Source organism: Microbacterium resistens, from assembly GCF_021172025.1.
GTDB classification, from domain to species: Bacteria; Actinomycetota; Actinomycetes; order Actinomycetales; family Microbacteriaceae; genus Microbacterium; species Microbacterium resistens.
In genome coordinates this window covers 3,713,688-3,732,102 of the sequence record NZ_CP082781.1, presented here as the reverse complement: position 1 = coordinate 3,732,102, position 18,415 = coordinate 3,713,688, and the positions used below count along the sequence as shown (strand labels likewise).

The 18,415-nt window shown below is 69.0% G+C and carries 23 protein-coding genes; 2 read left to right on the top strand and 21 right to left on the bottom strand.

All coding sequences use genetic code 11. The annotated features are described in order from the left end of the window. Positions 1-122: 122 nt before the first annotated feature. The 18 genes from rplE to K8F61_RS17530 all read right to left on the bottom strand — a co-directional run bounded on the left by rplE (position 123) and on the right by K8F61_RS17530 (position 13,131). On the bottom strand, positions 123-716 hold the full coding sequence (gene rplE / locus K8F61_RS17615) for a 50S ribosomal protein L5 (RefSeq protein WP_067242055.1): 594 nt from the start codon (positions 714-716) through the stop codon (positions 123-125). Further along, entirely contained in the window at positions 716-1,075 is a 360-nt protein-coding gene (gene rplX / locus K8F61_RS17610; RefSeq protein WP_067242051.1) for a 50S ribosomal protein L24, read from the bottom strand. Before rplX ends, rplE begins: the two co-directional genes overlap by 1 nt. A 2-nt stretch (positions 1,076-1,077) precedes the next feature. After that, positions 1,078-1,446: a 50S ribosomal protein L14 gene (gene rplN / locus K8F61_RS17605; RefSeq protein WP_067242048.1), complete on the bottom strand. Its 369-nt coding sequence runs from the start codon at positions 1,444-1,446 to the stop codon at positions 1,078-1,080. Next, positions 1,443-1,751 carry a 30S ribosomal protein S17 gene (gene rpsQ / locus K8F61_RS17600; protein WP_067242045.1) on the bottom strand — a complete coding sequence of 103 codons (309 nt, stop codon included), beginning with the start codon at positions 1,749-1,751 and terminating at the stop codon, positions 1,443-1,445. Before rpsQ ends, rplN begins: the two co-directional genes overlap by 4 nt. Next, the gene (gene rpmC / locus K8F61_RS19090; RefSeq protein ID WP_067242042.1) at positions 1,751-2,065 is read right to left on the bottom strand and encodes a 50S ribosomal protein L29; all 315 of its coding nucleotides are present in this window, start codon (positions 2,063-2,065) and stop codon (positions 1,751-1,753) included. The genes rpsQ and rpmC overlap by 1 nt, the downstream gene beginning before the upstream one ends. Beyond that, positions 2,065-2,484 carry a 50S ribosomal protein L16 gene (gene rplP / locus K8F61_RS17590; RefSeq protein ID WP_197220281.1) on the bottom strand — a complete coding sequence of 140 codons (420 nt, stop codon included), beginning with the start codon at positions 2,482-2,484 and terminating at the stop codon, positions 2,065-2,067. The genes rpmC and rplP overlap by 1 nt, the downstream gene beginning before the upstream one ends. Further along, positions 2,484-3,230, bottom strand: coding sequence for a 30S ribosomal protein S3 (gene rpsC / locus K8F61_RS17585; RefSeq protein WP_067242036.1), 747 nt, complete (start codon positions 3,228-3,230; stop codon positions 2,484-2,486). The genes rplP and rpsC overlap by 1 nt, the downstream gene beginning before the upstream one ends. Then, positions 3,230-3,628 (bottom strand): 50S ribosomal protein L22, encoded by a 399-nt coding sequence (rplV, locus tag K8F61_RS17580; protein WP_067242032.1) that lies wholly within the window; start codon positions 3,626-3,628, stop codon positions 3,230-3,232. The genes rpsC and rplV overlap by 1 nt, the downstream gene beginning before the upstream one ends. A 25-nt stretch (positions 3,629-3,653) precedes the next feature. Next, the gene (gene rpsS, locus K8F61_RS17575) at positions 3,654-3,935 is read right to left on the bottom strand and encodes a 30S ribosomal protein S19 (protein ID WP_033106056.1); all 282 of its coding nucleotides are present in this window, start codon (positions 3,933-3,935) and stop codon (positions 3,654-3,656) included. Between the two features lie 12 nt (positions 3,936-3,947). After that, entirely contained in the window at positions 3,948-4,787 is an 840-nt protein-coding gene (rplB, locus tag K8F61_RS17570) for a 50S ribosomal protein L2 (RefSeq protein ID WP_067242029.1), read from the bottom strand. A 20-nt stretch (positions 4,788-4,807) separates the two neighbouring features. Beyond that, positions 4,808-5,125, bottom strand: coding sequence for a 50S ribosomal protein L23 (rplW, locus tag K8F61_RS17565; RefSeq protein ID WP_067242026.1), 318 nt, complete (start codon positions 5,123-5,125; stop codon positions 4,808-4,810). Further along, positions 5,122-5,778, bottom strand: coding sequence for a 50S ribosomal protein L4 (gene rplD / locus K8F61_RS17560; RefSeq protein WP_067242023.1), 657 nt, complete (start codon positions 5,776-5,778; stop codon positions 5,122-5,124). Before rplD ends, rplW begins: the two co-directional genes overlap by 4 nt. A 5-nt stretch (positions 5,779-5,783) precedes the next feature. Further along, positions 5,784-6,443 carry a 50S ribosomal protein L3 gene (gene rplC / locus K8F61_RS17555; RefSeq protein ID WP_067242020.1) on the bottom strand — a complete coding sequence of 220 codons (660 nt, stop codon included), beginning with the start codon at positions 6,441-6,443 and terminating at the stop codon, positions 5,784-5,786. Positions 6,444-6,451: 8 nt separating this feature from the next. Continuing rightward, on the bottom strand, positions 6,452-6,760 hold the full coding sequence (gene rpsJ, locus K8F61_RS17550) for a 30S ribosomal protein S10 (RefSeq protein ID WP_017201594.1): 309 nt from the start codon (positions 6,758-6,760) through the stop codon (positions 6,452-6,454). Between the two features lie 515 nt (positions 6,761-7,275). Next, a complete protein-coding gene (locus K8F61_RS17545; protein ID WP_219085610.1) occupies positions 7,276-7,500 on the bottom strand; it encodes a hypothetical protein in 225 nt (74 codons plus the stop codon). Between the two features lie 128 nt (positions 7,501-7,628). Then, on the bottom strand, positions 7,629-9,062 hold the full coding sequence (locus tag K8F61_RS17540; RefSeq protein WP_231820119.1) for a sugar transferase: 1,434 nt from the start codon (positions 9,060-9,062) through the stop codon (positions 7,629-7,631). Positions 9,063-9,214: 152 nt separating this feature from the next. Continuing rightward, on the bottom strand, positions 9,215-10,951 hold the full coding sequence (locus K8F61_RS17535) for a DUF4012 domain-containing protein (protein WP_231820118.1): 1,737 nt from the start codon (positions 10,949-10,951) through the stop codon (positions 9,215-9,217). An 80-nt stretch (positions 10,952-11,031) separates the two neighbouring features. Continuing rightward, complete coding sequence (locus K8F61_RS17530) at positions 11,032-13,131, bottom strand: hypothetical protein (protein WP_231820117.1); 2,100 nt, start codon at positions 13,129-13,131, stop codon at positions 11,032-11,034. 178 nt (positions 13,132-13,309) lie between these two features. On the opposite strand from K8F61_RS17530, the gene K8F61_RS17525 reads away from it, so the two are divergent. Together K8F61_RS17525 and K8F61_RS17520 are read left to right on the top strand one after the other, a co-directional pair. Continuing rightward, positions 13,310-14,437, top strand: a complete 1,128-nt coding sequence (locus K8F61_RS17525; RefSeq protein ID WP_231820116.1) for a glycosyltransferase — start codon at positions 13,310-13,312, stop codon at positions 14,435-14,437. After that, positions 14,437-15,402, top strand: coding sequence for a glycosyltransferase family 4 protein (locus K8F61_RS17520; RefSeq protein WP_231820115.1), 966 nt, complete (start codon positions 14,437-14,439; stop codon positions 15,400-15,402). The genes K8F61_RS17525 and K8F61_RS17520 overlap by 1 nt, the downstream gene beginning before the upstream one ends. A gap of 3 nt (positions 15,403-15,405) precedes the next feature. Here the strand turns inward: K8F61_RS17520 and K8F61_RS17515 are convergent, their stop codons facing one another. The 3 genes from K8F61_RS17515 to K8F61_RS17505 all read right to left on the bottom strand — a co-directional run bounded on the left by K8F61_RS17515 (position 15,406) and on the right by K8F61_RS17505 (position 18,358). Then, entirely contained in the window at positions 15,406-15,939 is a 534-nt protein-coding gene (locus K8F61_RS17515) for a hypothetical protein (protein WP_231820114.1), read from the bottom strand. 194 nt (positions 15,940-16,133) lie between these two features. Further along, positions 16,134-17,243, bottom strand: coding sequence for a glycosyltransferase (locus K8F61_RS17510; protein ID WP_231820113.1), 1,110 nt, complete (start codon positions 17,241-17,243; stop codon positions 16,134-16,136). Then, the gene (locus tag K8F61_RS17505) at positions 17,240-18,358 is read right to left on the bottom strand and encodes a polysaccharide pyruvyl transferase family protein (protein WP_231820112.1); all 1,119 of its coding nucleotides are present in this window, start codon (positions 18,356-18,358) and stop codon (positions 17,240-17,242) included. The genes K8F61_RS17510 and K8F61_RS17505 overlap by 4 nt, the downstream gene beginning before the upstream one ends. Between the last annotated feature and the right edge of the window lie 57 nt (positions 18,359-18,415).

Below are 18,415 nucleotides of genomic sequence, written 5' to 3'. Positions count from 1 at the left end.
AAGCGGGACACGCCGAAAAACCATCCGGTCGTTGAGCGAGCGAAGCGAGACGAAACGCGGTGATCCCACGGGAACCGCGTTTCGTCTCGGTGCTTCGCTCCTCGCTCAACGACCGGCGGTCATCACGCCTGCGCGTCGTCGGCGCGGAACGGGAAGCCGAGGTGGCGCAGCAGCGCACGACCCTCGTCGTCCGTCTCGGCCGTGGTCACGACGGTGATGTCGAAACCGCGCACGCGGTCGATCTTGTCCTGATCGATCTCGTGGAACACGCTCTGCTCGGTGAGACCGAAGGTGTAGTTGCCGTGGCCGTCGAACTGCTTGCCGGACAGACCGCGGAAGTCGCGGATGCGGGGCAGGGCGAGGTTGACCAGGCGGTCGAGGAACTCCCACGCGCGGTCGCCGCGAAGGGTGACGTGCGCGCCGATGGCCTGGCCCTCGCGCAGCTTGAACTGCGCGATGGACTTGCGGGCCTTCGTCACGACCGGCTTCTGACCGGTGATCTTGGTGAGATCGTCGATCGCGCCGTCGATCACCTTGCTGTCGCGAGCCGCCTCACCGACACCGGTGTTGACGACGACCTTGACCAGGCCGGGGATCTGCATGACGTTCTTGTACCCGAACTCGTCCTGCAGCTTCTGCTGGATCTCGTTCTTGTACTTCTGCTTCAGGCGCGGCTGGATCTTGCCAGCCGGCGCGGCAGTGGTGGTGTCGCTCATCAGAGGTCCTTACCGCTCTTCTTCGCGTAGCGCACGCGGACCGTGCGCTTCACGCCGTCCTTGGTCTGCTCCTCGACGCGGTGACCGACGCGGGTCGGCTTCTTCGTCTCCGGGTCGACCAGGGCGACGTTCGAGATGTGGATGGGGGCCTCGATCGTCTCGATGCCGCCCGTCTTGGTGCCGCGCTGCGTCTGGCCGACACGCGTGTGCTTGGTGGCGTAGTTGACGCCCTCCACGATCACGCGATTCTGCTCGGCGAGGACCTCGAGGACCTTGCCCTGCTTGCCGCGGTCGCCGCCCTTGTCCTGCTTGCGGCCGGTGATGACCTGGACGAGGTCGCCCTTCTTGATGTTCGCCATGATCAGATGACCTCCGGGGCGAGCGAGACGATCTTCATGAACTTCTTGTCACGAAGCTCACGACCGACCGGGCCGAAGATGCGGGTGCCGCGGGGCTCCCCGTCGTTCTTCAGGATCACGGCGGCGTTCTCGTCGAACTTGATGTACGAGCCGTCTGCGCGGCGCGTCTGCTTCTTGGTGCGGACGATGACGGCCTTGACCACATCGCCCTTCTTGACGTTGCCGCCCGGGATCGCGTCCTTGACGGTCGCGACGATGGTGTCACCGAGACCGGCGTACCGGCGGCGCGAGCCGCCGAGCACACGGATGGTGAGCAGCTCCTTCGCGCCGGTGTTGTCGGCGACCTTGAGGCGGGACTCCTGCTGGATCACTTGGCCTTCTCCAGAATCTCCACCAGACGCCAGCGCTTGGTCGCGCTCAGCGGCCGGGTCTCGTTGATGAGGACGAGGTCGCCGATGCCGGCGGTGTTGTTCTCGTCGTGCGCCTTGACCTTCTCGGTGCGGCGGATGACCTTGCCGTACAGCGGGTGCTTCACGCGGTCCTCGACCTCGACGACGATGGTCTTGTCCATCTTGTCGCTGACGACGTAGCCGCGGCGCGCCTTGCGGTAGCCACGGGCGCCGGCGTCGCGGACATCGTGCGACTCGACGACCTCAGCGGTCTTCTTCTCAGCCATTACTCGGCCTCCTCCTTCGGCGCGTCGGCCTCATCGGCCTTCTTCGCCTTCGCCTTGGACGCCTTCTTGGCCGGAGCCTCGACCGGAGCCGGCGTCGCACGGATGCCGAGCTCGCGCTCACGGATCACGGTGTAGAGGCGCGCGATGTCGCGCTTAACGGCGCGGATGCGGCCGTGGCTCTCCAGCTGGCCGGTGGCCGACTGGAAACGGAGGTTGAACAGCTCCTCCTTGGCCTTGCGCAGCTCCTCGACGAGGCGCTGGTCTTCGAACGTGTCGAGCTCGGCGACAGCGAGCTCCTTGGTGCCGATCGCCATTACGCGTCGCCCTCCTCGCGCTTGATGATGCGTGCCTTGAGCGGCAGCTTGTGAATGGCACGGGTCAGGGCCTCGCGAGCGAGCTGCTCGTTGACGCCCGCGACCTCGAAGAGGACGCGACCCGGCTTGACGTTGGCGACCCACCACTCCGGCGAGCCCTTACCGGAACCCATGCGGGTCTCGGCCGGCTTCTTGGTGAGCGGACGGTCGGGGTAGATGTTGATCCACACCTTTCCGCCACGCTTGATGTGACGGGTCATCGCGATACGAGCAGCCTCGATCTGACGGTTCGTCACGTACGCGGGCGTGAGGGCCTGGATGCCGAACTCGCCGAAGGAGACCTTCGTGCCGCCGGTGGCCTGACCGTCCCGCTTGGGGTGGTGCTGCTTGCGGTACTTGACCTTACGAGGGATAAGCATCAGGCAGACGCTCCTTCTGCGACGGGAGCCTCGTTGCGCGGGCCGCGACGGCGGTCGCCACGGTCGCGCGACGGCTTCTGGTTGGCCTGCTCGCGTGCGAGCTCCTTGTTGGTGAGGTCGCCCTTGTAGATCCAGACCTTCACGCCGATGCGGCCGAAGGTGGTCTTGGCCTCGTAGAACCCGTAGTCGATGTTCGCGCGCAGCGTGTGCAGCGGCACACGACCCTCGCGGTAGAACTCCGACCGGCTCATCTCCGCGCCGCCGAGGCGGCCCGAGACCTGGATCCGGACGCCCTTGGCGCCGGCGCGCTGGGCGCCCTGGAGGCCCTTGCGCATGGCACGGCGGAAGGCGACGCGCGCAGAGAGCTGCTCCGCGATGCCCTGCGCCACGAGCTGAGCGTCGGCCTCGGGGTTCTTGACCTCGAGGATGTTCAGCTGGATCTGCTTGCCCGTGAGCTTCTCGAGGTCGCCGCGGATGCGCTCGGCCTCAGCCCCGCGACGACCGATCACGATGCCCGGACGCGCGGTGTGGATGTCCACACGCACACGGTCACGGGTGCGCTCGATCTCGATGTTCGAGACGCCGGCGCGGTCGAGCTGCGTCTGCAGGAGCTTGCGGATCTTGATGTCCTCGGCGACGTAGTCGGCGTAACGCTGGCCCGGCTTCGTCGAGTCCGAGAACCAACGCGACACGTGGTCCGTCGTGATTCCGAGGCGGAAGCCGTACGGGTTTACCTTCTGTCCCATTACTTGCTCGCCTTCTTCGTCTCTGCCACCGGGGCCGCCTCGGCGACCTCAGGGGTGGCCAGCACGACCGTGATGTGGCTCGTGCGCTTCTTGATCTGGAACGCGCGGCCCTGGGCGCGGGGCTGGAAACGCTTGAGCGTCGTCCCCTCGTCCACGTAGGCGTTCTTGACGTACAGGTCCTGCCCGTCGAGGAACTCGCCGTCGCGGTCCGCCTTCACCTGCGCGTTGGCCATGGCCGACGCGACGAGCTTGTAGATCGGCTCGGACGCGCTCTGCTGCGCGAACTTCAGGATGGCGAGGGCCTCTTCGGCCTGCTTGCCCTTGATGAGCGCCACGACACGACGAGCCTTCTGAGGGGTCACGCGGATGTGTCGCACGCGTGCGATGGACTCCACCATTTCTCTCTCCTCTTGCGTCCCCGCGTCAGCGGCGACGGCCCTTCTTGTCGTCCTTCTCGTGGCCGCGGAAGGTGCGGGTGGGCGCGAACTCGCCCAGCTTGTGACCGACCATGGTCTCGGTCACGAACACGGGGATGTGCTTGCGACCGTCGTGCACGGCGATGGTGTGTCCCAGCATGGCGGGGATGATCATCGACCGGCGCGACCAGGTCTTGATGACGTTCTTGGATCCGGCTTCGTTCTGAACGACGACCTTGCGAAGCAGGTGCTCGTCGACGAAGGGGCCCTTCTTAAGACTGCGAGGCATCTTCTCTTACTCCTACTTGCGCTTCTTGCCGGCGTTACGGCGACGCACGATGTACTTGTCGCTTTCCTTGTTGGCGTGACGGGTACGACCCTCCGCCTGACCCCACGGGGTGACGGGGTGACGACCACCGGACGTCTTGCCCTCACCACCACCGTGCGGGTGGTCGACCGGGTTCATCGCGACGCCGCGGACGGTCGGGCGCACGCCCTTCCAGCGCTTGCGGCCGGCCTTGCCCCAGTTGATGTTCGACTGCTCGGCGTTGCCGACCTCGCCGATCGTCGCACGGCAGCGCGCGTCGACGTTGCGGATCTCGCCCGAGGGCAGACGCAGCTGGGCGTAGGGGCCGTCCTTCGCGACCAGACGCACCGAGGCGCCGGCCGAACGGGCCATCTTCGCACCGCCGCCGGGACGCAGCTCGATCGCGTGGATCACGGTACCGGTCGGGATGTTCTTCAGCGGCAGGTTGTTGCCCGGCTTGATGTCCGCCCCGGCACCGGACTCGACGACGTCGCCCTGCTTCAGCTTGTTCGGCGCGAGGATGTAGCGCTTCTCGCCGTCGAAGTAGTGCAGCAGCGCGATGCGAGCCGTGCGGTTGGGGTCGTACTCGATGTGGGCGACCTTCGCGTTGATCCCGTCCTTGTCGTTGCGACGGAAGTCGATCACGCGGTACTGGCGCTTGTGCCCACCGCCGATGTGGCGGGTGGTGATGCGGCCCTGGTTGTTGCGCCCACCGGTCTTGGCGAGCGGACGAAGCAGCGACTTCTCCGGCGTGGATCGGGTGATCTCGGCGAAGTCGGCCACCGACGAACCACGGCGACCCGGGGTCGTGGGCTTGTACTTGCGAATAGCCATTTTCTGTCCTTATCCCCCGGTCAGTTCACTGCCGTGAAGATGTCGATGGTGCCCGACTTCAGGGACACGATGGCGCGCTTGGTGTCCTTGCGCTTGCCCGTGCCGAAGCGGGTGCGGCGGGCCTTGCCGACGCGGTTGATCGTGTTCACCGAAGCGACCTTGACGTCGAAGATCTTCTCGATGGCGAGCTTGATCTCCGTCTTCGAGGCGCGCGGGTCCACGAGGAAGGTGTACTTGCCCTCATCGATGAGCCCGTAGCTCTTCTCGGAGACGACCGGCTTCAGGATGATGTCGCGCGGGTCCTTGTTGCCCGCGGTGGCGAGGACGTTGTCGCTCATGCCGAGACCTCCTCGATCGAGCCGGTCTTCGCAGCGACGAACGCGTCGAAGGCGGCCTTGGTGAAGACGATGTCGTCGGAGACGACCACGTCGTAGGCGTTGAGCTGGTCCGCGTACAGCACGTGCACGCCGGCCAGGTTGCGGACGCTCAGGGCGTTCGTGTCGTCGGTGCGGTCGAGCACGACGAGGACCGTCTTGCCCGGCAGCGCCTTCAGGAACGCGGCGGCCGTCTTGGTCGAGGGCTTGCCCTCGATGCCGAAGGACTCGACGACGTGCAGGCGCTCTCCGCGGTAGCGGTCGCTCAGCGCGCCCGCGAGGGCGGCGGCGATCATCTTCTTGGGGGTGCGCTGCGAGTAGTCGCGCGGCTTCGGGCCGTGGACGATGCCACCACCGGTCATGTGCGGCGCGCGGATCGAGCCCTGGCGGGCGTTACCCGTGCCCTTCTGCTTGAAGGGCTTGCGGCCGGCGCCGGACACCTCGCCGCGACGCTTGGTCGAGTGCGTGCCCTGGCGAGCCGCCGCGCGCTGCGCGACGACGACCTGGTGGATCAGCGGGACGTTGGTCTTGACATCGAAGATCGCGGCGGGCGCGTCGACCGTACCGGTCTTCTTGCCGCCCGACAGGACGTCGAGAGTGAGAGTCGTGTCAGCCATGAGACTTAGGCACCCTTCACTGCGTTGCGGACGTAGACGATGCGGCCGCGCGCGCCGGGGACGGCGCCCTTGACGAGCATGAGTCCCTTCTCGGCGTCGATGGCGTGCACCGTGAGGTTGAGGACGGTCACACGCTCGCCGCCCATACGGCCGGCCATGCGCATGCCCTTGAAGACGCGGCTCGGGGTCGCCGAGGCGCCGATCGAACCGGGCTTGCGGTGGTTGCGGTGCGCACCGTGCGAAGCGGAGACGCCCTTGAAGTTGTGACGCTTCATGACACCGGCGGTGCCCTTGCCCTTGCTGGTGCCGACGACGTCGACCAGCTGACCGGCCTCGAACACGCCCTCCACCGTCAGCTCCTGACCGAGTGAGTAGTCAGCAGCGTCCGCGGTGCGGACCTCGGTGACGTGGCGACGCGGCGTGACGCCGGCGGCCTCGAAGTGGGCCGTCAGGGGCTTGGTGACCTTGCGCGGGTCGATCTGACCGGCCGCGATCTGCACGGCGTTGTAGCCGTCCTTCTCGGGGGTGCGGATCTGGGTGACCACGTTCGGCGCGAGCTCGATGACGGTGACGGGAACGAGCTTGCCGTTCTCGTTCCACACCTGGGTCATGCCCAGCTTGGTGCCGAGCATGCCCTTGGAAATCTTTGCGTTGATGTCAGCCATGTCGATCCTCAGAGCTTGATCTCGATGTTGACGTCCGCCGGGAGGTCGAGACGCATGAGCGAGTCGACGGCCTTCGGCGTCGGGTCCACGATGTCGATGAGGCGCTTGTGGGTGCGCATCTCGAAGTGCTCGCGGCTGTCCTTGTACTTGTGGGGCGACCGGATGACGCACACGACGTTCTTCTCGGTCGGAAGCGGCACGGGGCCGACGACGGTCGCGCCCGCACGGGTCACGGTGTCGACGATCTTGCGCGCCGACGTGTCGATGACCTCGTGGTCATACGACTTCAGGCGAATGCGGATCTTCTGTCCCGCCATTTGTCTGCTCACTCTCTTCAAAGCGTCGTACCGTCCCGCGCCAGGTGGGCTCGGGGGCATTGGACGCACGTCGGCGCTCTTCACGCCTTGCGCTCCTCCGGGACTCACGAGACCTCGCGGCTCGTGGGCCGTCGAAGGCGCACCACTGTTCTGCTGTCAGCCCGGGGCCTCGCGGCGCCGGATGCCGACCCCCGCGCATGGCGAGGCCTCGGTGAGGAGGTGTCGGTTGTGTGTTCTCCTGCCCGCGGCCTAGAACCCTGCGCCGGGCTTCGGGAGCCTGCGCCGTCTATGCACTGCCTGGCAGTGATCCGGGGGCACGCGAACGCACCGCCGAAATGTGGAACCTGTCTATTCTGCCATGCCTGATTCGCGTCCTGCAAACCCGGGCGTGTCGCACCTCAGAGAAGCCTCGGAGCAGCCCCGGATCCCCGCGTCCCCGGGCCCTGGCGCCGGAGGGGCACGGACACGACGAAGGCCCCTCACCGCCGTGGTGAGGGGCCTTCGGAGAGATCAGGTCACTCGTTGCCGATCGACTTGTCGATGTTGTCGCGCACACCGTCGATCTGCTCGGCGGCGCCCGGGGCGACCTTCTTCGCGAAGCCGGCGACGCCGTCGAGGATTTTGTCGCTGATGCCCTCGGCCTGCTCGCTGTGGATGGCCTCGTCGATCCTGTCCTTGTTCTGCTCGACGAAGTCCTTGCCCTTGTTGACGACGTCGTTGAACGACTCTTCGATACCCATCGGGTTCCTCCCGGTCAGCATTCGCCGGCCGAGCGGCCGACGCTTCTCATTGTGCAACGTGCTGGCGTCGAGCGGTAGGCCCGTACGGGGTGCCCCGTAACACGAGGCCGCGGGCGTGAGACCGGCCCTCAGCGGGCGGTTCCCTGAGGCCGGATGACCGCCCGGACGGTGCGGAAGAGGATCACGAGGTCCTGGGTCAGCGACCAGTTCTCCACGTAGTAGAGATCGAGGCGGATGGTCTCCTCCCAGGAGAGGCTCGACCGGCCGCTGACCTGCCACAGACCGCTCATCCCGGGCTTCACCAGCAGGCGGCGGTACGCGACGTCGTCGTAGAGGGCGACCTCCGTGGCGCGCTGCGGGCGAGGACCGACCAGGCTCATGTCGCCGCGGAGCACGTTCACGAGCTGCGGCAGCTCGTCGATGGAGTGGCGCCGGAGGAAGCGGCCGACACGGGTGATCCGCGGGTCGTCGTTGATCTTGAAGAGCGGTGTCCCGCCGTCGCCCTGCAGATCGAGCAGCGAGGCGAGCTGGTCGTCCGCATCGGCGACCATCGATCGGAACTTCCGCATGCCGAACGTCCGTCCCCCGCGGCCGATGCGCTCCTGGGAGTAGATGATCTCGCCGGGCCCGTCCACGCGGATCGCGATCGCGGTGGCCAGGAAGACCGGCGAGAGCACTACCAGCAGGATCGCGGAGCCGACGAGGTCGAAGGTCCGCTTGAGGAAGCGCTGCGCCCCTTCCAGCCGCGGGAAGTCGACGTGGACCAGAGGAAGGCCGGCGACGGGCGTCGTGTGCAGGCGAGGACCGGCGACATCGGTGAGCACCGGCGCCATGATGAGCTGGATGTCCCGGTCCGACAGGGCGTGCCCGAGGCGGCGCATCGTCGTCGGGTCGAGATCGTCGGAGCCGACGATGATCAGCGCATCGAAGCGCACCTCGTCGAGCACGGACTCGACGTTCGCGATGTCCCCGAGCACGTCGAACCCGGAGATGCCGCCGGCGCGAGCACGATCGGTGATGACGCCGACGATCTCGTACCCGCTGCTCTTGGCCCGTCGGATCTCGCGCGCGACGACGGAGACCTTGGACGGCTCGCCGATCACCACGGCCCGATGCAGGTACCGCCCGATCTTCTGCCTTCCGCGCAGCCACTGGCGCCACAGCCACCTCGACAGCAGCAGGAGCAGCAGCCCGAGCGGGAAGACGACGGCGACGAACAACCGGGAGAGGTTCATCCCCAGGAAGAAGGCGGTGGCGACCGTCACGGCGAACACCGCGAGCGTGGCGTTGACGATGCGCCGGTACTCGTCCGCACCCTGGCCGACGATGTGACGGTCGCGGGAGTCGGTCGCGTCGAGCGCGATCACCCACACGAAGCCCGTCACGCCGAGCGCGACCAGATAGGGGATGCGCGGTCCCTCGGGCCAGGAGACGCTGGTGAACGGCCCGGGGAGGACGACGAAGGACGAGACGGCGAGCACCGACAGGATGACGACGAGGTCGCTGTAGAACAGGCGGCTCGCGTACCGCCGCGGCCACGCCGGCCGGCGCGCTTTCTGCACGGGAACCCGCGGGGTCTTCCTCGGTTCCCCTGAGGCGCCGGAGCTGTCGCGCTCGAGCTGGACGACGACGTCCCTCACCTCCCTGCGATGGACACCAGGACGCGAGTCAGTCTAAACCGTCTTGGAATCTCCTGAGGATGCGCGCTGCGGCGTCACTGTCCGCAGCTGTCGGTGACGGCGGGCTTCGCCCCGTTCACCATCGGGTTCGTTTGCACCTGGAGCGGGCCGCGCTCGCCCTCGGGGCCGACGAACGAGGCGGTCACCTCGACCGTGTCCCCGGGATCGAACCACGCCTCGAAGGCGACCACCGGACGACCGAGGTCGTCGATGTCCTTGTGCATCACCGAGATCTCGTCCCCGTTGAAGTCCGCGGTCGCAAGCGTCGTCCCGGGAGGGCCGTAGATGTAGATCCAGTCGCGGAAGCGCGCGCCGAACGTCATGCTCTGGACGTACCGCGGCAGGGCCTCCGCCTGCTGCTGGGACAGAGGCAGGCTGAGCGAGGCCGACGCCGTGTAGGTCGTCTTGCCCGCCTCGCACACGGCTGACGCGGACGTCGCGGTCTCGGTGAAGTAGTCGATCTTCGAGCCGTTGCTGTTGTTGAAGTAGACCCCGATGGTCGTGTTCTCGTCATTGTCCGTGGGCAGGACACCGCTGATCCGCGAGCCCTCGATCGCGTCGGCGATCTTCGGGTCGTCGCTCCACACCATCACGCTGCCCTTCGAGGCGCTCTCCGTGATCGCCCACAGCATGTCCTTCGGATCGAACTCGCCCGTGGCGATCTTGTCGAACACCGCGGCCGCCGCCGCGGCGAAGAACCCGTCGACGAGCTCCGGCTCCTTGTACGAGTCCCATCGCCCGTAGACCGTGCTCAGCAGGAGCGAGACGGCATTGTCGGAGGACAGCACGTCGCCGGTGGGCAGTTCGATGGGGCCGGTCGCGACGAGGATCCGCGACAGCGCGATCGGGTCGATCGAGATCACTCCGGCGATCTCGTCCGGGGCGATGTCGCGCTGCCACCAGGCGCGCATGATCTGCGCCGCGGTCGGGAAGTCGGGACGGCTCATGCTCGTGTTGAGGTGATCCACGAGATGGCTCGTGTACAGGTCGATGGCGCTCTGCGGAACGTCCACATCGACGGCGACGCCGTTCTGATAGCCGCCGCTGTTGCCCTGCGCCCCCATCGAGAAGGAGCCGCCGTCGACGTGCACGAGCGCCTGGGCCGCGGCGCTGCCTCCGAGGGCGAGGGTCTCGGCGTTGTTCTGGAAGACGAGGAGATAGTTGCGCGCGCCGTCCGCGCCGAGCAGCTCCGGCAGGATCCCGATCGCGGGCCCCGCCGTGGACATCACGCTGTTGACCTGGTCGACGCCCTCCCGCACCGGCCCGATCAGGAAGGGCGAGTGCGCGACGCCGTCGAGCCCCTCGGCGAGACCCGTGATGCGCTCACCCTGCTCCTCGGCGGCCGCCAGGAGCCGCTGCGTCACCGAGCCCGAGCCCTCTCCGGACCCCATCACGGGCACGGCGACGCCGTTCACCAGGGCGTCGAAGGACTGCGCGGCATAGCGCACCCCTCGCAGGTTGTCCCCCACCACCGGAACCCACTCCGCCAGCCACCACACCGGGTCCGATGCGGCGCCGCCGGCGCTGGCCGCGGTCTCGGAGAGCTCGCCGAGCACGTCCTTCACGTCGCGCCCGGCTTCGACCTCCTTGATCAGCTCCTGGCTCTTGGTCAGGCCGTCCTTCACCGTGATCGCACGCAGACCCACCCAGCACACGGCGAGAAGCAGCGCGATGACGACGAGGGCGAGGATCACCCAGACCCGGCGCCGCCGGCTCTTGCGAAGGCTCCGCCGTTCGTCGATGTTCCGCCTTCGCAGGCCCTCACTGCTCATCGACGACATACCTTTCCTTCGGGATCAAGCGATGAATCATAACAACCGAGCCTTGGCGACGAGCCTCGGCCGGGGGGGGATCAGTCCGACGCCTCCGGGGCGACAGCGGAGATGAAGACCGGCGATGCACCGAGCGTCAGAGTGACCTCGCCCTTCACCGGCTCCACGATCTGGCTGCGCCCGGAGAGGTCCGTGACCGCCAGCGGGACCTTGGAGGCGAACGTCCGCTGCAGCTCCTGGTCGGCCCAGGCGACGCGGGTCGCCTCGGAGCCCTGGCCGAACACCTCGACGGTGCTCGTCTCGTCGGACTCGGTGGCCGTGAAGGCCTTGCCGCCGAGCCGGGCGATCATCAGCGCCTGCGCGAAGGCTCCGGGCTTCGGGGCGAGCGCGACGACGTTCTCCCGAGGGCTGTTCTCGTAGAGCCCGAAGTTCGCCTCGCCGGCGACCGGGTCGTTCTGGTCGTTGACGAGGTCGTACCAGATGTACTTCTCGACCCCGTTGGCGAAGGCCAGCGTCTCGTTCCGCACCAGCATCCGGCCCTGGTCGAGCTCGGAGACGCCCTCATGATGGGTCGGGAACCCCATCTCCGTCACCCAGACGGGCCGGGTCTCGCCGGCGAACTCCTGCATGTCGGCATAGGACTGCTGCACCGTGCCGGCGATCAGATCGGGATTGCGATCGATCCAGGATTCGTAGGGGTGGTAGCTGATCGCGTCGGTCGCCGCGAGACCGCCCGACTGCCAGAACCCGATGAACCAGTCCCGGTCGTACAACGCCGTCGATCCCGTGACGATCGGAAGGTCCGGGTGCGCCGGGCTGACATGATCGCGGACCGCCTGCGCGATGGGCACGTAGCACGACGGGGCCTTGCCGCAGTCCGTGTCGGTGTCGCGATGGTTGAACTCGTTGAGCACCTCGAGGCCGACCATGTCGAACCGGTCCGCGACGGCCTTCGCGTACCGGGCGTAGGCCTGGATCGACTCGTCGCCGGAGGGTGCACGCCGGGTCCCGTAGACCCGGTTGCCGTAGGCCACGATGCCCAGGAGCTTGACGCCGTTCGCGTGCATGCGGGAGAACTCGCGGACGTAGTTCTCGTCCCACGCGTACTCCCCGGCGACCTTCTCGTTGCGCTCCCAGGAGATGTCGTTGCGGACCTCCGCGAAGCCGAGGGCCGCGGCCAGGGTCCCGGTGCCGGCGAAGGGCTCCTTCTCGACGTGGGACGCGACGCCGAAGCGGCTGTCCTGGGCGACCGCGAACCCCTCGGCGTCGATCACGGCGACGGCCGTCTCGATGTGCTGTCCGGCAGCGTCGTCCACCGTGACCGTGTAGTGGCCCTGTCCGACGCCGGTCAGCGGCAGTGCCGCGAGCGGTCCGCGGACCTCGGCCTGACCGGAGATCGGATCCCCTCCGGCGCTGGAGGTCGCGCTCCACTGCACGGCGCCCTCGGCCAGCGACACGGCGAGCACGGCGGATTCATCGGTCATGATGAGCGAATCGTTGACGATGCCGGAGGGGGTCTGCACGGCCTCGAACGAGCCGTTGGCCACGAGCTCCTCCCCGCCGCTGCCCGTGATCGACACGTCGTCGATGCCGAGGCCCCGGACGGTGCCGCCGAGCACGAGGTCGAGCGAGGATTCGGGCGACTGGTCGGCCGGAGCCGTGAACGGGAACTCGAGGGTCTCCCAGTCCGCATCCAGAGGCGGAAGCACGAAGGTCTGCCCGGCGACGGTCAGACGGGCGGCGGGGTCGGTCTTCCGCTCCGCCAGCACGCGCGCAGCGAGGCGGAGGGTGTACTGCCCGCCGGGCGCCAAGGCCACGGCGGAGGAGGCCGCGATGACGTCCGGATCGTTCGCCGGGGCGTCCACCCGCAGGGACACGGCGCCGGTCGCTGCAGCGCCGACCTCGGGAAGCACCGCGCCGACGACGGTCCGATCGGCCAGCGTCCACCCGTCGATGGACGCCCGCGCGGTGTTCGTGACCGGCACCTCGGCAAGGGGGTCGGGCGTCGGGGTCGGCGTCGGCGATGCGGTGGGCTTCGGCGTCGGGGTCTCGCTCTTCGTCTGGGCATCCGGCCGCAGGGCGGGGATCCCGACCACGGCCACCGCCGCGCTCCCGGCCACCAGGAGCACGGCCACCGTGCTGGCGATGATGACCGTCCTCTTCGTCACACGCAGTGCCATGGCATCCTTTCCCCCGTGCGTCCGCACCAACCTATCCGGTGCGAGCCGGGACGAAGCTGACAGCCTCGAGTGCGGGGCCCGGTCAGGCTCTCTAGACTCGACACATGCTCTCCGCGGTCCGCCCGAGCCCGCGGGCACGTTTCCGCGCCCGCCCTCGCTCCGAAACGGCACCCGTCCCGTGAGCGGCGCCCTGGTGCACGAGTGGCTCGCCCCCCGCGGCGGATCCGAGAACGTCTTCGAGTCCCTGACGCGGATCTTCCCGGACGCCGCCCGCTACTGCCTGTGGAACGACAGCGGCGGCCGGTTCACCGTCGACGGAGAGACCTGGCTGGCTCGCACGCCCCTGCGAGGCCGCAAAGCGGCGGCGCTTCCCCTGATGCCCCTGGCCTGGCGCTCCCTTCCCACCGTCGACGCTGAGTGGGTGCTCGCGAGCTCGCACCTCTTCGCGCACCACGCACGGTTCGCAGGCCCCGCCCGCGGTGCCCCCAAGCTCGTGTATGCCCATACGCCCGCGCGGTACATCTGGAACCCCGAGCTCGATGCGCGCGGCGGTTCCCTCCCCGTGAAGGCAGCCGCCGGCACGATGAAGGACCTAGATCGACGACGCGCACAGGAAGCCGTCGCGATCGCCGCGAACAGCGCGTTCGTCCAGACCCGTATCGCCCGGGCGTGGCACCGCGAGAGCACCGTGATCCACCCTCCCGTGGATGTCGCCTCGTTCCTCCGCACGCCGGAGCCGAGCGCGCACGACCAGGACGTGCTCGACCGCCTCCCGGACACGTTCCTCCTCGGCTTCTCCCGGTTCATCCCCTACAAGAGGCTGGACCTCGCCGTCCAGGCGGGGGCCGCGGCCGGCGTGCCCGTGGTGCTGGCCGGTGCGGGCCCGGATGAGGAACGGCTGCGCGCGTTCGCCGCAGAGCACGCCCCCGGTGCGGTGACTTTCGTCCGCTCGCCCGGCCCGGACCTCTACCGTGCGCTGCTGCACCGCTGCCTCGCCCTGGTCTTCCCCGCGGTGGAGGACTTCGGCATCGTCCCCGTGGAGGCGATGGCGGCCGGGCGCCCCGTCATCGCGAACGCGCTGGGCGGAACGGCCGAGACGATCGTGGACGGGAGCACGGGAGTGCTCGTCGAGGACTGGTCTCCGGAGGAGATGCGCCGCGCCGTCGACACGGTGACCCGGGCGTCCCCGGAGGCGTGCCGGGCTCAGAGCGAGCGGTTCTCCGAGGAGGTCTTCGCCGACCGCATCCGCGCGTGGGTCGCCGAGTCCCTCGCCTCGGGCGACGCGACGCAGGCGAGGGCCGTCTGATGCGGGTCTTCGTCGACGACCGCTACCGCGGCGCCCACGGCATCGGACGGTACGCCGCCGAGGTCCTCCCCCGCCTGACACCGCCGTGGGAGGACCTGGCGCTCGGCGGATCCCCGTTCACCGCCGTGGACGCCTTCCGTCCGGTGGGCAGGGCGTCCGCCCCGGACGCCCTCGTCTACTCCCCGGGCTACGGGGCGCTCCTGCGCGCCGGCCGCCAGCTGCTCACGCTCCACGACCTCATCCAGCTGAGAGCCCCGGGGATCCGGCGCTGGACCTTCGCGGCGTATTACTCGGGCCCCGTCCGAACGGTCGTGCGCAGGGCCGGCGTGGTCCTCACGGTCTCGGACACGTCCGCTCGGGCGATCCGGGACTGGATCGACGACGACGCCGTGGAGATCGTCAACGCCGGCAACGGCTGCTCCGCGGCCTTCCGCCCCCGCGCGGGCGTCGTGTCCGAGGCCGATCCCTATCTGCTGTTCGTCGGGAACGGTCGCGCCCACAAGAACCTGGACGTCGTCCTGGATGCGCTCATCGCGGCACGGGACGCACGACTCGTGGCGGTCGTCCCCGAGCGCGAGATCCCCGAGCTGAGCGCGAGGACCGAGACCCGCGGGATATCCCCCCGCGTGCGATGGGTGAGCGGGATCGACGACGAGGAACTCGCGGATCTCTACCGCGGCGCTGCGGCGACCATCATGCCGTCCACCCTCGAGGGGTTCGGCCTTCCCGCGCTGGAATCGATCCGGTGCGGCGTGCCCGTCGTCTTCTGGGAGGGCTGCGAGGCCGTCGCGGAGATCGTCGGGGACCGCGGCTGGGCCGTCCCGTCCTCGGACGACCGAGGGGCGTGGTCGGATGCGCTGAACCGCGCCCTGGCCGCCGGCCGGCGGGTCGATCCGCCCACCGGGTACGACTGGGGGCGGACGGCGACGATCGTCTCGGACACGATCTCGCGAATGACCGCCTGACGGCTAGTCGCCTGGCGTCGGGTCAGTGACGTCGGCGGCACCGAACAGCAAGCTGTCGACGACCTGGTCGCGCCGGGCCGGCCGCGCGGTGGTGTACCTCAGCAGATCTTCGAAGTGAGAGAACACGACGACCGCTTCTTCGAACTCTGGCTCGGAACCGTGGACGACTGCTCCGTCGTCTCGCACCGCCAGGTACTCGTATCCGTTGCGAACGGAAAGCAGGATGGGTGCGTGGCGCCTCCAGAAACGGGAGACCGCGGCCGCCTCATCATCCGTCGTCGCAGCCTGGATGCTCAGCAGTTCACACTCGTTCCACGCGAACGCCCCCTCCGCGCCGGTCGAGTAGTCGTCGCGGGACAAGAACCACACCGTCTCGTCTGAGCTCGACAGGAGTGAGAACGAGGACACCCAGCGGATCACCGTTTCGGGTGCCGCGCGCAGCGGGGAGGGAACGCCGTTCTCCATCGACGTCGGCGGCTCAAACGTCCACCCGGCTTCCTGCAAGCTTCTGGCGGCACTTCGGAAGAGTTCCGGCATGCTCCCAGGCTACCGATCCGCCGGGCACGGGCAGGCGGTCACCAGGTCGCGCCGGTATTGGCCCATTCCAGTGTCGACAACTTCGCCTCGATCTTCTCGAGGCAGATGCTCCCGCATCCGACCAGGGTGAGCCTGCGCAGTCGTGGGAGGTCGTTGACGGCGGCGATGCCGGTGATCTTCTTTAGCAACGCGCCCTAGGCCGTGCTTTCCCGCACCGTCTCGAGGAAGAGCGTCAACGCGTCGGTCTTCCGCTCCCAGGACTGGCCGCGTGCCCCCTCCTCGCCGAGTCGATTCGGCGACGGGTGCGCGAGCGCGCGCTCCAGGGCCGCCGCCGCGTCAGCGTCGTCGCGGTAGGTCTCGATGCCGAGGTCGGATCGGCCACGGATGCCGGGCGTCTCCCTGGCCACGACGCTCAGCCCCGCCGCCAGGTACTCGTAGAGCTTCATCGGGCTGCGCCCCGCGTTGAGCGGGTCGTCCGACAGCGGCAGCAGCCCGACCCGCGCCGAGTGCAGCAGGGCGGGCACATCCGTGTACGGAACGGCGCCAAGGACCTCCACGTTCGCGGGCAGCGCCGATGAGGGGCGGGGGTTCGGACCGGCGATGAGGAAGGGGACGTCGGGGTGCCGGCGGGCCCAGGCGGCGACCTGATCCCAGTCGAAGCGATCGTCGAGCGCTCCGACGAAGACGCAGCGCGCGGAGCGGGGGCGCTGTTCTCCGGCCGGCGAGGCGAAGCGCCCGAGCTCCACTCCGTTCTCCAGGACGAGCGCGGGCACGCGGGGGGCTCCCAGGCTCCGCAGCACCTCGTCGGACGTGGCGACGACCGCGTCGGCCGCATCCAGGATCCGGCGCTGCACGTCGTGCTTGAGGCCGCCGGGATACAGGTCCGTCGGGCGATAGACGAGGGTCCGGGACAGGGAACGCACCGATTCGTCCCAGAGCAGCGGCTGATCGATGAGCACGGCGTCGAAGCGGCCGTCGATCCCCTCGCGCTCCAGCATCCTCGCCACGCGGAACCTGCCGAGCGGCACCGGCACGATGGTCCGCGGAACGACGTGCAGCACGCCGTGCGCGTCCCGGCGGGGACGACGCGGCACCGCGGCCAGCTCGCTCGGGCGGACGCGCCCGGTCAGCCGGTGGAGGGTCGAGATCGGGGTGCTCACGTGCACGACGTCCGCGCCGCGCTCGGAGAGCACACGTGCGTAGTGGTGGCTTCCCACGCGGAAGGGCCCGAACGGGTGGCTGTGCGAGAGGAAGAGATAGCGTGCGCGTCCCGCCGCGGGCCGCTGCGCCTGGCCGCCCGTCATGTCCGGGCTCGCTCGATGCGCGCGCGGATCTCCCGGTGGATCCGGGCGAGGTCCGTCGCCGCGCGGTGCACGCGCTCAGCGACCTCGGCCGCACGCTCGGGACTCGGGCGCAGGATCGCTCGCAGCTGCTCGGGCTCTCGGGCGGATGCATCGTGCGACACGCCGTCCAGGCCGATGGCCGCGAACGCCGCCGTGATCTTGGCCGTCGGGTGCGGGACCAGCTCGACCGGGATCGCCCCGCTCAGTGCGGCCAGCACGAGGACGTGCATCCGGTCGCTCACGACCAGCTGCGCACCGTCGTAGCGCTCCCGGAGGCGCTCCTCCTGGTCCCGGGGGTCGACGTCTCCCCACGGCTCGAACTCGCCTCCGAGAAGGCGGGCCAGCTCTCGTGCGCGCTCCTCGTCCTCGCGCACCTGGACGACCGTGCGAATGGTGAGTCCGGCGTCGTCCGCCGCTCGGCGCACCCCGTCGAGCCACGCCGCGTCGGGAAGCGGTCGCGCCCCACGCAGGCTCACCACCAGGTCGGTGCGCTCATGCCAGTCGCGACCGGGACGGGATCCGGCGGCGAAGCCGATGTCGGGCGCGAGCCTCCCCGAGCGCGCGATCCGCATCGAGCGGGCGTCGCGCCACAGCGCCACCTGGGAGAGACGGGCCGCGAGGCGGTGGATGGCGAGCGCGGGCCAGGACGGCGCGCGGATTCCCCGCGGCGGGCGGACGACCACTCCCCCTTTGAGCCGGACGATGAGGGTCTCCGCAAGGAACACGACCTCTCGGAGTCCGTTGCCGCGATCCAGGGGGATCTCACCCGCCTCGAACACCAGGACGGGACGGCGCGGCGCCGTGAGGAGCAGCCAGAGCCAGCGGGGGACCGACCTCTTGGACCGCAGCACCACGGCGTGCGCGGGCATCCCCAGCTGTCGGAGCCACACGTCGGGCCCCTCGCCGGTGTACGCGACCAGCTCGTCGCTGGTCCCCTCCGCCCACCGCAGCGTCTCGCGCCGGATGAGGGCGTCGCCGATATTGCCCGCCGGGCCGGTGAGGGAGACGAAGGTCCGCGTTCGGCGAGTCGCGGTTCCACGCGAACGGCGAGGGGATCGCTGTTCTGACGTTCGCATGGGCAGGCCTCGACGGTTTCTCAGGATGGAGTCGTACACGGACGAGCTCGTGCCGCG

What these genes read in the sequence shown, in the direction of transcription:
- rpmC (WP_067242042.1), bottom strand. Translation starts at nt 2,065, where the DNA reads ATGGCGATCGGCACCAAGGAGCTCGCTGTCGCCGAGCTCGACACGTTC.
- K8F61_RS17510 (WP_231820113.1), bottom strand. Translation starts at nt 17,243, where the DNA reads ATGACGGGCGGCCAGGCGCAGCGGCCCGCGGCGGGACGCGCACGCTAT.
- rplV (WP_067242032.1), bottom strand. Translation starts at nt 3,628, where the DNA reads ATGGTGGAGTCCATCGCACGCGTGCGACACATCCGCGTGACCCCTCAG.
- rplX (WP_067242051.1), bottom strand. Translation starts at nt 1,075, where the DNA reads ATGGCGAACATCAAGAAGGGCGACCTCGTCCAGGTCATCACCGGCCGC.
- rpsQ (WP_067242045.1), bottom strand. Translation starts at nt 1,751, where the DNA reads ATGGCTGAGAAGAAGACCGCTGAGGTCGTCGAGTCGCACGATGTCCGC.
- rplP (WP_197220281.1), bottom strand. Translation starts at nt 2,484, where the DNA reads ATGCTTATCCCTCGTAAGGTCAAGTACCGCAAGCAGCACCACCCCAAG.
- K8F61_RS17505 (WP_231820112.1), bottom strand. Translation starts at nt 18,358, where the DNA reads ATGCGAACGTCAGAACAGCGATCCCCTCGCCGTTCGCGTGGAACCGCG.
- K8F61_RS17530 (WP_231820117.1), bottom strand. Translation starts at nt 13,131, where the DNA reads ATGGCACTGCGTGTGACGAAGAGGACGGTCATCATCGCCAGCACGGTG.
- rpsJ (WP_017201594.1), bottom strand. Translation starts at nt 6,760, where the DNA reads ATGGCGGGACAGAAGATCCGCATTCGCCTGAAGTCGTATGACCACGAG.
- K8F61_RS17545 (WP_219085610.1), bottom strand. Translation starts at nt 7,500, where the DNA reads ATGGGTATCGAAGAGTCGTTCAACGACGTCGTCAACAAGGGCAAGGAC.
- K8F61_RS17535 (WP_231820118.1), bottom strand. Translation starts at nt 10,951, where the DNA reads ATGAGCAGTGAGGGCCTGCGAAGGCGGAACATCGACGAACGGCGGAGC.
- rplC (WP_067242020.1), bottom strand. Translation starts at nt 6,443, where the DNA reads ATGGCTGACATCAACGCAAAGATTTCCAAGGGCATGCTCGGCACCAAG.
- rplD (WP_067242023.1), bottom strand. Translation starts at nt 5,778, where the DNA reads ATGGCTGACACGACTCTCACTCTCGACGTCCTGTCGGGCGGCAAGAAG.
- rplB (WP_067242029.1), bottom strand. Translation starts at nt 4,787, where the DNA reads ATGGCTATTCGCAAGTACAAGCCCACGACCCCGGGTCGCCGTGGTTCG.
- K8F61_RS17520 (WP_231820115.1), top strand. Translation starts at nt 14,437, where the DNA reads ATGCGGGTCTTCGTCGACGACCGCTACCGCGGCGCCCACGGCATCGGA.
- K8F61_RS17515 (WP_231820114.1), bottom strand. Translation starts at nt 15,939, where the DNA reads ATGCCGGAACTCTTCCGAAGTGCCGCCAGAAGCTTGCAGGAAGCCGGG.
- rpsS (WP_033106056.1), bottom strand. Translation starts at nt 3,935, where the DNA reads ATGCCTCGCAGTCTTAAGAAGGGCCCCTTCGTCGACGAGCACCTGCTT.
- rpsC (WP_067242036.1), bottom strand. Translation starts at nt 3,230, where the DNA reads ATGGGACAGAAGGTAAACCCGTACGGCTTCCGCCTCGGAATCACGACG.
- rplW (WP_067242026.1), bottom strand. Translation starts at nt 5,125, where the DNA reads ATGAGCGACAACGTCCTCGCCACCGCGGGCAACAAGGACCCGCGCGAC.
- rplE (WP_067242055.1), bottom strand. Translation starts at nt 716, where the DNA reads ATGAGCGACACCACCACTGCCGCGCCGGCTGGCAAGATCCAGCCGCGC.